A 12,465-nucleotide genomic window follows, 5' to 3' on the forward strand; every position below is an offset into this window, starting at 1 on the left:
TCATCGATAACTCGTCACCGGCAGCCAGTGAGTTCAGTCATCGCGCTGGGCCCTGAAATCTTTGTGGTAACCCGTTTTATAATCGCTAAACACCAGGCCGGTACTGCCAAAATAATAGCTGTCGCCACTGGCTACCACCACCCGTAACAGCTCGGCGCTCGCATCACGCTCCAACAACTGCACCTGCCATTCTCGGCGGTCGTCACCGGTTGTCACCATCTCTGTCGGCGGATTCTCAGTACCGTCCTCGAAGGCCAGCGCCACTCTGGCGCCATCCAACGGAAAATCCGAGCGAAGCGTTAGCTGTAGCGTATTCGCGTCAACCCGGTCAGCGACCAGGACGATCTTGAAGTTACCATTCTTCATTACGCATTGGCCGCTCTGATACCGACACTTTGCGCCGGACACCAGTGGGTAGCTCTGCCCGGTCTGAGGCGCCGCACCGGGCTCACTCAGGGAGATGTCCACCGCCAGGTAAGCCAGCACCGCGAGGATCGGCGCAATGATTAGCGCGGCGACTACATGCTTGTTGGTTAACATGATTATTCCTGTTGTTCTGAATGGTCTTGGGGGTTGGGGCGCCCGGTAATGCCAAGCGCCCTGGGCTGCTAGTGATCCTGAGCCGCGTTAACCCCCACTGGCACCCGAATGTGCTCCACCAGTTCTTGCACCGATTGGGGCGGTTCTTTGGTCATGGCCGACACCGCAAAGGCGACCGCAAAGTTAACCACCGCACCCACGGCTCCAAAGGCATTGGGCTCAATCCCCAGGAACCAATTGGGCTGCATATCCCCAAGGAAAGCGGTACTGGCGATAAACATAATGCCTTTGTGTTGGAACACATAGAACAGGGTGACACCAATACCCGCCACCATACCGGCAATGGCACCTTCCTTGTTTACCCGCCGGTTGAAGATGCCCATCATCAGTACCGGGAAGATTGAGGATGCCGCCAGACCAAAGGCCAGCGCCACGGTTCCCGCCGCAAAATCGGGTGGATTAAAGCCCAGGTAACCGGCCACCCCGATCGCCCCGGCCATCGCAATCCGACTGGCGAGCAATTCGGACTTTTCAGAGATATCCGGTTTAAGCACACCTTTGAGCAGATCATGGGAAATGGCTGAGGAAATCGCCAACAGCAACCCGGCAGCAGTTGACAGCGCTGCCGCCAGGCCGCCCGCCGCAATCAGGGCAATCACCCAGTTAGGCAGTTTGGCGATTTCCGGGTTGGCCAGCACGATAATGTCCCGATCAACGGTGACCATTTCATTGGTGGCCGCATCGGCGGTGTACTGGATTTTGCCGTCACCGTTTTTGTCTTCGAAAGCCAGCAAGCCGGTCTGCTCCCAGTTTTTGAACCACTGGGGCCGTTCCTCGTACACCAGACTCTCTGCCGAATCGGGCTGGTTGATAGTGTTGTGCAGGTTAAGGCGCGCCATCGCCGCCACCGCGGGCGCGGTAGTGTAAAGCAGGGCGATAAACACCAGTGCCCAGCCTGCCGACGTACGCGCATCTTTAACCTTGGGCACGGTAAAAAAGCGGATAATCACGTGGGGCAGGCCTGCGGTGCCGATCATCAGCGACAGGGTATACACAAACATATTCAGCGTGTTGCCACGAATATTGTTGGTGTAGTCCGCAAAGCCGATTTCAGTGATCACCTGATCAAGGCGATCCAGCAAGAAGGTGTCGGTGCCGCTCAAGGTACCGCCTAGCCCCAATTGTGGAATCGGGTTGCCGGTCAGGTTCAGCGAGATAAAAATCGCCGGGATGGTGTAGGCCATGATCAGCACACAGTACTGGGCGATCTGCGTGTAAGTGATCCCCTTCATACCGCCGACTACGGCGTAAACAAACACAATTGCCATCCCCACTAGCAAACCCGCTTCATAGCTGACTTGCAGGAAACGCGAGAACGCCACCCCTACCCCTTTCATCTGCCCGATAACGTAGGTTACCGAAATGATGATCAGGCAAAGCACCGCCACAATGCGCGCAGTGCGCGAGTAAAAGCGATCGCCGATAAACTCCGGTACGGTGAACTTGCCGTACTTGCGCAGATACGGCGCCAGGAACATGGCCAACAGCACAAAGCCGCCGGTCCAGCCCATCAGAAACACCGAGCCGCCATAACCCATGTAGGCGATCAGGCCCGCCATGGATATAAACGACGCCGCGCTCATCCAGTCAGCCGCGGTGGCCATACCGTTGGCAACCGGGTGCACACCGCCACCGGCCACGTAGAATTCCTTGGTGGAGCCTGCCCGCGCCCAGATGGCAATGCCGATATATATGGCAAAGGTAATGCCCACCACGATGTAAGTCAGAAATTGCAGATCCATGATGTCAGTCCTCAGCTCTCGTCATCGACGCCGTATTTACGATCGAGTTTGCCCATCTGCTTTGCGTACACAAAAGTGAGCACGACAAAGGTGTAGATAGACCCCTGCTGGGCAAACCAGAATCCAAGTTTGAAGCCGCCAAGACGAATGCTGTTGAGCTGTTCAACCAACAGAATTCCGCAACCGTAGGAAACCACAAACCAGATGACCGACAGTATCAACATCAGGCGGAGGTTCTCCCGCCAATAGGCCTGGGCCATTTCTTTCGATTTAAACGCCATTGTTATTCTCCTGCTGATTCGCGTTACCGACACCTTGCACTATAGGTGGCAAAACGCTGACAAGACCATTGGACTTTAGTCGTCCGCCTTAAAACACATACTTCACACTGAACTGCAGCCGGTCGAGTTCACCGCTGTCATCACCATTCACCTCGCCCTCGATATTGCGACTGGCATGAATAAATTCTGCGCCCAGGGTAAGCGCTGCAACCGGGCTGTAGAGCAGGTTCAGGTGAAGGCTTTGATAAGATTTGGACGTAGTCGCGGCAACTTCATCGGGGTTGTCAGCCGAAGATGCCGACAGCACGATAGAACTGCGCCATTGATCGTTCCAGAAATGGCGATAGGCTATGAAGCCGCCAATCTCATCAATCAGTTCGATGTCGCCGCTGTCCTCAATCATCCCGTCCCGATAGCTCTGTAAGCCCATGTAACGGCCCAGGGCGTTACCGGCATTGAGCTGCACTTTCAGGTCATCCGCACCCAGCTTCCAGATCATTGCCGCGCTTACGCCGTAGCCCATTTCGCTCTCGTCACCGGATACCGCCACCGCAGCACTGTTGTTAAAATCCTGCTTGTAGGCGATTTCCCGAATCACGCTGGCCAGGCTGTAGCTCAGCGAGCCGCTAGTGCCGTTATAGCGCAGCACCACATCGGGCAGGCTGTTATTGTCGTAGGCACCGCCACCCGCATCAGAGCCCGCCGCGCCGTATAAACCGGTGGAGGGATTCTCCAGAGCAAACATCACGCTGCTACCGTCGCCCAGCCCGTGGGTCCAGCGCAATTGGGATTGACGCTCAAACAGCGTCCCTACCGGGCCGACAAAATCCAGAGTCTCGGGCAGGCTTGCCACATTGAAAAAAGTGGACCAGGACTGGCCCGCCAACAGGGAGCTGTCGGCATCGTACTGCCAACTGACATAGGCCTGGCGGATGCGGTTCACCGAAGAATTGCTGATGCGCTCATCACCGATCTGGTTTACGCCAAAGTCCATTTCAATGTAACTGGATACCTGACCTGCCGCGGTGGGTGTCACGGTCTTAAACCACAATCGAGAATGCCGCGCCTGCATATCAAAATTGGCATCGCCGGATTCGCCACCTACCGGAATAGTCGAGGCGACGAGAAAATCATCCCCTACCGCCGATGTGGCCCGCTCACCGCCACTGTACTGACTGGAAATGGCATCAAGCTTGATATAGCCGCCAAAGCTGTATTCGGTCTTGCCGTTACTGGATTTGGCCGCCGTCTTATTCTCCGAAGGCTGCTGGGCGGCAAGCGCCGCTTCCAGACGTGCAACCCGCTCCTCCAGGCTCTCGGCCTGGGAAGAGGCGGCCATCAAACACAAGGGTAATGCGGCCAAGGCCGGCAAAAACCGTTTCGTTTCGGCGCATTTGTTATTGGTACTCATTAGAGATTCTCCCGTTATTATCAATGTCACGCTCAACTCGGCCCAACACCAGCCAGCCGGTGAATGGTGTAAGCAGAGTTATAGGCTTCTAACGGGCGGCTTCGTATTAGCCATTAGTCAAACATCGACCAAAGTCTATGAAGCCATGATCATCATCAGACCGTAAGATCAGATTTATCGAGAGGATGGCTTGAGCCATTGTGATTAGCTCGAGGGGATGGGGGCATTGCGCTAAAGCAAATATCCCGGCAACCGGCGCTTGCCCCTTTCGGTGCCGTTTTTCTATACTCGAACGCCTTACAACAATAATGTAGATGGGCCCCGCCATGACTTCACCGGCCTTTATTATCGCCGACGACCATCCCCTGTTTCGCAGCGCCCTGCGCCAGTCTTTGCAGCAGGCCTTTCCAGCAGCGGGGTTCAGAGAGGTGGGTGACATCACGGCATTGCTTGCCACCATCGAGAGTGATGACAACATCGATCTACTGCTGCTGGATTTGCATATGCCGGGCCCTCAGGGCTTTAGCGCGCTGGTACATCTGCAGGCCCAGCACCCGGCGATTCCCGTGATGGTGATTTCAGCCTCTGAGTCCGACGAGATTATGAGCCGAGCCTTGGATCACGGCGCCAGCGGCTTTTTGCCAAAAAGCAGTGACCCGCAGCAAATCGGCAATGCTATCCGCGCGGTATTGGGCGGCGAGCGTTGGCTACCGGATAACGTGCGCTACCAGCCAGCTCAAAATGGCGAGGAAAAAAGTGTTGCCGACGTGGTCGCCAGCCTGACACCCCAGCAATTCAGAGTCGCCAGTTATCTGGTGCAAGGTTTGCTCAACAAACAGATCGCCTGGGAGCTCAACGTTACCGAGGCCACCATCAAGGCTCATATTACCGAGATATTTCGCAAGCTCAGCGTACATTCCCGCACCCAGGCAGTATTACTGTTGAGCCAGCTGGATGTAAGCGCGCCCGGGCCCTAAGGTAGCGCTATTTTCCTAACCCCATTAACAGCTAATAATTATCGTTAGATACGTTATTTTTGAGCCAGCCGCCGCATCACCGCGCGCAGGGCCGCTGGCTTGACAGGCTTCGCCAAAAACTGGAAGCCGGCACCGATCACTGCCTCACGGATGTTACTGGTATTGTCAGCACTAATCACAATGGCCCTTAACGGTTGCTGCCAGTGATAGCTCAAGTCTTTAAGTACATCCAACCCGGTTGTTCCCTGATCCAGATGATAATCGGCCAGTACAATATCCGGCGGCTGGGGCAGGTTCCATTGGGCCAGCGCTTCGCCGAGGGAATCGGCCAGCCGGGTCACGCACTGCCACTGGGTCAGCAACCCCTGCATGCCCAGCCGAATGGCCGCCTCGTTGTCGATACATAACACTTTCAAGCCTGCCAGCTCTGATTGCAGCACCTCTCCTACTGCTTTCTCCGCAGCAGCCACAGGATCGGCAGTCGGCAGCACAATCGCAAACTTACTCCCCTTTCCAGGGCTTGATGCCAGCTCAATCGGGCACCCTAATAGTTGACTGATGCGCTGCACGATGGACAGCCCCAACCCTAAACCAGCCTCACTGTCGCCAATGGCATCCACGCCTCGTTCAAACTCGCCAAACACCCGTCGCTGATCAGCCTCGGCAATTCCCGGACCGGTGTCCCATACTTCAATCGCAACGCTGGAACCGACCCGCCGGCATCCCAACAGCACCCTGCCGCGGCGGGTGTAGCGTAGGGCATTGCCGAGTAAATTCTGGACGACCCGCCGCAACAGGTGGGGATCGGTCTCTACCCACAGCGAACAGGGCATCACTTTCAATGACAAACCACTGCGCTCGGCAATTACAGAAAACTCACGGCCCAAGGTGTCGAGTAGGTCCTGCAGTGGAAATCGTTCCCGACGCACCGTCATCCGCCCGGAATCGAGCTGGGACATTTCCCGGAGCGAGGTAATCAATGCCTCGGCATTCGCCAGGGCCTCGTCAATATGGCTCACGTCATTAGCCAACGGCTGGCCCGCCGTCTTATGCGCCAGTGTGGCAGCGAACAGACGCGCCGCATTGATCGGCTGCAATAAGTCGTGACTGGCCGCCGCCATAAAGCGGTTCTTACTGGTATAAACCGCATTCAGCTCCTGTTCGATACGTGCCCGACTGGTATTTTCCTCGGCCAGCGAGCGGTTGACCTGGGCCAAATCAGCGGTGCGTTCAACCACCCGCTGCTCCAGTTCTTCTTTAGCGTGTTCCAGAGCCCTTAACACTTCCCGGTTTTCACTGACGTCGGTGTAGGTGGTCACATAACCACCGCGCAGCATTGGCGTACCGCAAATTTCGATAGTGCGACCATTGGGCAGGCGTCGCTCAAGTTTATAGGCCTGGCCACTGCGCAGCATGGCCAGACGGCGGTCCACCGCCGCATCGACATCGTGATCTGCGTCCTGCAGGTACCCCCGCTCGGCATTGTAGTGATAGATTTTTGCCACTGGGCAGCCGATGTAGAGCAGCCGTTCCGGAAAATCGAACAGGTCAACATAGCGGCGATTCCAGGCGACCAGATTCAAATTTTCATCTACCACGCTGACCCCCTGGGGGATGGTTTCCAGGGTGATCTGCAGAAGATCCTGGCCAAACTTGATGTCCCGGGAGGTACTGCCGATCAGCGTGACAAACTCTTCTACCTCCAGAGAGCGTTTGCTGCGCAGTAACTCGATAGTGCGATGGGCAGACACCGCCCCGATTAGCCCCGCGAGCGCCTCTTCAATATCCTTCACCACAAAGCGAGGCAGCCGATCTGTCGGCAGCAGGCGATGTCCCAAACGGGCCTCAAACCGACGCCATAACGCCTGGGCACGGGCCTCACCCAACATCGGTGCCAACAAGGGCCGCAGCTGGCGCACTTCTATTGCTTGCAGTTCAAGATCTGAGCGGCGCTGACGTTGTCGCAAGTGAAGGTCGGTAAAGGCTCTGGCCTGACGCAGGTCAATCGGCCGAAAACGCGACCAAAGGGAGACCAGCACCAAGCACAACGTATTGGCCGAAAGGCTCCAGAAAACGCCGTGACTTAGCGGGTCTAGTAGCGCGCCCAAACCGGCCAGATTCTCTGGCGCAAGCACCGTCAAGCCCCAAGGGCCAAACGCAATCAGCTCATGCTGCTGGCCGAGTACGGCGGGCAACAATAAACAGTAAAACCACAGCCCACCCCCAGCAAGCAGTCCCGCGATGACACCCCGCCGATGGGCGCGGCGCCAGTAGATTGCCGCCAGCACCACCGGCGCAAGCTGGGCCGCCGCGGCAAAGGAAATGAGTCCCAGCGAAGCGAGTCCGCCATACCCCACCAGCCGCCGCTCCAGCAACCAAGCCGCAACCAGCAAGGTAGCAATAGCAATTCGCCGCACCCGTTGTAACCAGCGCGCGTCAATCTGATGCTCCCGGCGGATAGCCAGCCACAGTGGCATCACCCACTCGTTACAGACCATGACCGAGACCGTCAGGCTGGCAACTATCACCATTCCTGTCGCGGCCGACAGCCCGCCCAACAGCGCAATCAAGGCCAGCTCCGGACTGCCCAGGGCCAGCGGCGCCGAGACCACAAACATATCTGCCCCGGCCTGATTGCCGATGAATACCTGTTGCCCCATCAAGGTGATCGGTACGATCATCAACGCGAACAGCAGCAGGTAAAGAGGGAAAACCCAGCGTGCAGTGCGCAGATCCCGGCGACTGTGGTATTCCACGTTCATCACATGAAACTGCCGGGGAAGACAGAATATTGCCGCCGCCGCGAGTAGGCTTTGGGTGACAAAATTCACCGGCTCCGGCAGTTGACCAAAACTGCTATCGGCCAGTTTCAGGCCGCCACCTAAATCCAGCAGGTAAATCAGGGCAAAGCACCCCACCAGAAAAAACGCCAGCAGCTTGACCAGGGATTCCACCGCAATGGCGGCCATCAACCCGCGATGACGATGGCGTTCATCCACCACGCGGGTACCAAACGCAACCGTAAACAACACCAGCAATAGCGCGGCGACAAAACTGGCACTGCCGGATTCCACCGTAGCCCCGCCGTTCCATACCCCTTGCACCGACGCCCAGGCCTGGGTGGTCGCCTTCAGCTGGAGCGCAATGTAGGGCAGGCTGCCAAGCACCGCAATGCCGGTCACCAACGCCGCGAGGGCCTGGCTTTTACCGAAGCGGCCGCCGACAAAATCGGCCACTGAAGTCACCCGGTTTCGGGCGGCCGCCGCAGACAGACGTCGCAGAAACGGCCAGGCAAAAAGGAAGAGCAGAATGGGGCCGAGATAGATGGGGGCGTAGGCCCAACCACTTTGCGCCGCTTTGCCGACCGCCCCAAAGAAAGTCCAGGAGCTGCAGTAAACGGCCAGCGAAAGACTGTAAATAAAAGCTTGCGCCACAGGCCGCCGATGGCCGCGACGGTCAGCCCACCATGCGATAAAAAAGAGAACGCCAACGTAAAGAAACGCCGACAACGCCAGCCATTGATTGGTCTGCACAGATTGACCTCGATATGCTTCTGAGGGTCAGTCTAGCGCAGCATCGAGCTTGCCGCATGAGACCTTGGTAGTAGAACACTGGACGCTGGACGCTGGACGCTGGACGCTGGACGCTGGACGCTGGACGCTGGACGCTGGACGCTGGACGCTGGACGCTGGACGCTGGACGCTGGACGCTGGACGCTGGACGCTGGACGCTGGACGCTGGACGCTGGACGCTGGACGCTGGACGCTGGACGCTGGACGCTGGAAAAGCATAATTTGGCGCCTGCGCACGTCAAGCTTTTAGCGCACTTTAATTACGTCAACGCCGATCTCTATTCATCGTCATCCCGGCCTCCGAGCCGGGGCCCAGTGACTCCCATGCTCAAAACTCCTGGATTCCGGATCGAAAACAACGCGTCCGGAATGACGGATGCCTGGAATCCTCCAGAGGTGCCGCGTCGGACACCCGACTTCAGACCCACTCCGCTGTTCGTCGCCCCGACCCCCGAGCCGGGGCCCAGCTGCTCTCGTATTCAAACCCCACTGGATCCCGGATCGCAAACAGCGCGTCCGGAATGACGGATGCCTGGAATCCTCTGGAGGTGCCGCGTCGGACACCCGACGTCAGACCCACTCCGATCTTCGTCGCCCCGGCCCCCGAGCCTGGGCCCAGTTGCTCCCGTGTTCAAACCCCACTGGATTCCGGATCGCAAAAAGCGCGTCCGGAATGACGGTTGCTCGGAATACTCCGGAGGTGCCGCGTCGGACACCCGGCGTCAGACCCGCTCCATTCTTCGTCGCCCCGGCCCCCGAGCCGGGGCCCAGTGACTCCCATGCTCAAAACTCCTGGATTCCGGATCGCAAACAACGCGTCCGGAATGACAGATGCTCGGAATACTCCGGAGGCGCCGCGTCGGGCATCCGACGTCAGTCCCAATCCGCTCTTCGTCGCCCTGGCCCCGAGCCAGGGTCCAGTTGCTCCCATGCTCAAACCCCACTGGATCCCGGATCATAAAAGGCGCGTCAGGAATGACGGCTGCCTGGAATCCTCCGAAAGCGCCATGTCGGGCGTCCGATCTCAGGCCCACCCAAAAACTTACGCCCCTTTCACCTCATCGGCAGCGGCAATCATGGTGCTGGAAAGTACGCCGTAAACTACCGTCCAGGCTTCTTTCACTTCCGGGGTAAAGTCATCACCCAGGCCTTTTTCCAAGGTGTCGAGCAGGGCATTGCCAACGGTCACGTAATGACCGGTTTCCACACCATAACCCACGTGGCGCTCACCGAGTCGTTTTACCACCGGCACCAGTCCGTCCAGGTTATTCAGTGACCGCACTGCGGTACCGAGCATGGTCATCAGTTTCTTGCCCTGCTCTTCCATGTCACCGGAGAACAGGGATTTCAGCGAGGGGTCCAGTTCAAACAGGCGCGCATAAAACAGCTCGGCAGCGGTGGCCGCAATGGGCTCCACTTTAGCGAAGCTGGATTGCACCAGGTCTTTCTGTTCAGGGGTCATGGCGTTGCTCCTAATTGGTTTCTACGGTCGACATCATGTAAAGCACAGCGTTAGCGATATCCTCGTCGCTGAGATGAGGTTTGCCTCCCCGGGCCGGCATCAAGCCGTACCCGGACAAGGCGTGGGACACCAGCACCTCGTGGCCCTGTTTGAGCCGCGGCGCCCACATCTTTTCATTGCCTAAAATGGGAGCACCGTTTATGCCCTGGGCATGGCAGACCTTGCAGTTGGCCAGGACGATGGCCTCGCCCTTTTCCAAACGCGGGTCCTTGCCGCAGGCACACAAAAATAGTCCGAACAGGCTCATTACCATCCAGTTACTTTTGTTCATTACTGCTCTCCCAAAAAGCCGTCTGGCTTACAAAGGCACCCGAACCACCACACCGCCCATCACATCACCCAGCGTGAAGTCGGTTTTGGGCGAATCTTTGTGGCCGTTGTGACAATCTACGCAGGGCGCGGCAACGGCAACATCCGGGTAAACCGCGGTGAAGTACTTCACCCCGCCCAGCTCTTCTTCGCCGTAGTAGTTTTCGCCGGGGTTATCGACGATGAACTGCAGGCCGGTTTTTTCCAGCTCGGTGCGCGGACCATTCTGAGAATTGATCGGCCATAGCGACTGCAGGCTGTAGCTGAAATCACTGGTCATTTCGGCCACCGCTTCGGCACCGTAACGAAACATCTGGGCAGGCAATGGCGCGCCGTTGGCCTTGTCTTCCCAGTGCTCATCAGGCGCAATGGCCGCCGCGCCAGCAGGACCAAGACGACCGATAATCATTTTGGTGTAGTTGGTCCGGTCGGCTTTCATTACCGCAAACAGCGAGTCGGTAAATATCTTTGGTTCAATGCCGCCACTGGATTTTTCGCCGCCACAGGCAGTGAGCATAACTGCCGCGGATGCAATTACTAGCATGTTTTTCATAAGTCTCTCCTCGTTGTAAACCCCAAATAGGCAAAGGTGTTGCTCTGCTTTTCCCGCCCGCGCTACCCCATCGGGTGGGAGGCAAAGAGCTGCCCGTCCCAAAGACACCTCTTCGATTCGGCCCAAACGCGGCCAAATTCAGTTGTAAACCGATTTTTTGTGACTCAGCTTTTCATCCCGTTGAACGGCCATATCGATCGATTTGATATGCACCGATGGCAGGCCTTTGAAGTTGTTCTTAATCAACGCCGGATCAGCCAGGGCATCGATGGAAAACTCCAGGGAGTGGCAGCTCATACAGGCACTGCGAATCATTTTTTCGTTCGGTCGTAAATTGGCATTCTGATTGTGCTGCACCACTACCCTGCCATTGGGCAATTGCTCCCGGGGCATATGGCAGGTCGCACAGGTAACGATTTCATCGGGATGCACCCCGTCGCGCTTGGCAATCTGGGCATGGGGCGAGTCGGCAAAATTGTTTACATGCTCCGACGCGTGGCAGCCCACACAAGATTCCACCGCCGCCTGCCGGGTATCAAAGGCGTGGGGGCTGTGGCAGCTATTACAGGTAAGTTCCTTGTGGGCCGCCTCCGCATGCATGGGAATACGCGCCTGGGCGACCGTCATCGTCGGCAGGTCCAAGGCCAGGCGCATGCCGTGTTTACCGGCGAGAAAGCCTTTGGCCTCGTCGGTGTGGCAACTGGCGCAGATCGTGTGATCTGGCTTATCCACCCACTCGTTGCCTGCACCGTTGGCGGCATTCGGCGCATGACAGCCGCTGCAGTTCACCCCGGCCTCAGCATGGGCGGTGTGCTGCCATTGCTCGGCAACCTCCGCGGTCATTTTGCTGCCGCCATCAGCGCTGGCCAGGTCCAGGCGTTGATGGGGGTTGCGGCGAAACTCGCCGGCATTGCGTCCAATCACGCGGGCCACTTCGGCAAACATGGGCTCATTGGCGTGCTCAAGCAGAAAATCCTCATACAGCGCCATGTTGTCGTGAAAGTTGTGGCAACCGGCGCTGGCGCAGGTTTCAAAGCCCATGCCCTCGTGACTGGGGCGCGTCTCGGCCACATCCTGGTGGCACTCAAAACACAGGTCTTCGGGCAACGTCACCCCCATGACTTCGGTTTTATCGAGCCGGTGTTCCACATGACAGGTGATGCAGTAGCGGGCGTCGAGGGCCTCCACCCTGTCGGCATTGCGTGGATTGGTGAATTTTGCTTTGGGATGGGAGTCACTCACACTTTTCAGTTCATCACCATGGCAGGCAACACAGGCCGATTGCAGCACCTCTTTGCCGCCGAAGGGATCGGTATGGCAGGCGCTGCATTCCATTTCTATCTGGTGGTGTCCGTGGGTGGTATCACCCATAAGAAACACTCCCTGGTCCCGTTGCTGGATCAGTGGCAGGGCAAAATAGCTGGCGATTGCGATCGTCGCGATCAGCCACAGGCCCCAAAAGACTTTTTTTCCACCACCCATCCAGGTTTCTCACAAA

11 protein-coding genes are annotated in these 12,465 nt (G+C 57.5%); 2 read left to right on the forward strand and 9 right to left on the reverse strand.

What is annotated here, in order from left to right; genetic code table 11:
- Positions 1-33 precede the first annotated feature (33 nt).
- The 4 genes from NCG89_RS04335 to NCG89_RS04350 all read right to left on the reverse strand — a co-directional run bounded on the left by NCG89_RS04335 (position 34) and on the right by NCG89_RS04350 (position 4,034).
- The gene (locus tag NCG89_RS04335) at positions 34-540 is read right to left on the reverse strand and encodes a hypothetical protein (RefSeq protein ID WP_251088542.1); all 507 of its coding nucleotides are present in this window, start codon (positions 538-540) and stop codon (positions 34-36) included.
- 68 nt (positions 541-608) lie between these two features.
- On the reverse strand, positions 609-2,342 hold the full coding sequence (locus NCG89_RS04340) for a sodium:solute symporter family protein (RefSeq protein ID WP_251088543.1): 1,734 nt from the start codon (positions 2,340-2,342) through the stop codon (positions 609-611).
- A gap of 11 nt (positions 2,343-2,353) precedes the next feature.
- Positions 2,354-2,623 carry a DUF4212 domain-containing protein gene (locus NCG89_RS04345; RefSeq protein ID WP_251088544.1) on the reverse strand — a complete coding sequence of 90 codons (270 nt, stop codon included), beginning with the start codon at positions 2,621-2,623 and terminating at the stop codon, positions 2,354-2,356.
- An 88-nt stretch (positions 2,624-2,711) separates the two neighbouring features.
- Positions 2,712-4,034, reverse strand: a complete 1,323-nt coding sequence (locus tag NCG89_RS04350; protein WP_251088545.1) for a DcaP family trimeric outer membrane transporter — start codon at positions 4,032-4,034, stop codon at positions 2,712-2,714.
- A 326-nt stretch (positions 4,035-4,360) separates the two neighbouring features.
- Here NCG89_RS04350 and NCG89_RS04355 point away from each other — a divergent pair, with 326 nt between their 5' ends.
- A complete protein-coding gene (locus NCG89_RS04355) occupies positions 4,361-5,011 on the forward strand; it encodes a response regulator transcription factor (protein ID WP_251088546.1) in 651 nt (216 codons plus the stop codon).
- Positions 5,012-5,064: 53 nt separating this feature from the next.
- On the opposite strand, the gene NCG89_RS04360 is transcribed toward NCG89_RS04355, so the two are convergent.
- Positions 5,065-8,544 carry a PAS-domain containing protein gene (locus tag NCG89_RS04360; protein ID WP_251088547.1) on the reverse strand — a complete coding sequence of 1,160 codons (3,480 nt, stop codon included), beginning with the start codon at positions 8,542-8,544 and terminating at the stop codon, positions 5,065-5,067.
- Positions 8,545-8,593: 49 nt separating this feature from the next.
- Here NCG89_RS04360 and NCG89_RS04365 point away from each other — a divergent pair, with 49 nt between their 5' ends.
- Positions 8,594-8,833 carry a hypothetical protein gene (locus NCG89_RS04365; protein WP_251088548.1) on the forward strand — a complete coding sequence of 80 codons (240 nt, stop codon included), beginning with the start codon at positions 8,594-8,596 and terminating at the stop codon, positions 8,831-8,833.
- Positions 8,834-9,625: 792 nt separating this feature from the next.
- Here the strand turns inward: NCG89_RS04365 and NCG89_RS04370 are convergent.
- The 4 genes from NCG89_RS04370 to NCG89_RS04385 all read right to left on the reverse strand — a co-directional run bounded on the left by NCG89_RS04370 (position 9,626) and on the right by NCG89_RS04385 (position 12,449).
- Complete coding sequence (locus tag NCG89_RS04370; RefSeq protein WP_251088549.1) at positions 9,626-10,045, reverse strand: globin family protein; 420 nt, start codon at positions 10,043-10,045, stop codon at positions 9,626-9,628.
- A gap of 10 nt (positions 10,046-10,055) precedes the next feature.
- Positions 10,056-10,376, reverse strand: a complete 321-nt coding sequence (locus tag NCG89_RS04375; protein WP_251088550.1) for a c-type cytochrome — start codon at positions 10,374-10,376, stop codon at positions 10,056-10,058.
- A gap of 27 nt (positions 10,377-10,403) precedes the next feature.
- The gene (locus NCG89_RS04380; protein WP_251088551.1) at positions 10,404-10,967 is read right to left on the reverse strand and encodes a Tll0287-like domain-containing protein; all 564 of its coding nucleotides are present in this window, start codon (positions 10,965-10,967) and stop codon (positions 10,404-10,406) included.
- A 138-nt stretch (positions 10,968-11,105) separates the two neighbouring features.
- Entirely contained in the window at positions 11,106-12,449 is a 1,344-nt protein-coding gene (locus NCG89_RS04385) for an ammonia-forming cytochrome c nitrite reductase subunit c552 (protein WP_251088552.1), read from the reverse strand.
- Positions 12,450-12,465 lie beyond the last annotated feature (16 nt).

This window comes from Spongiibacter taiwanensis (genome assembly GCF_023702635.1).
GTDB lineage: Bacteria > Pseudomonadota > Gammaproteobacteria > Pseudomonadales > Spongiibacteraceae > Spongiibacter > Spongiibacter taiwanensis.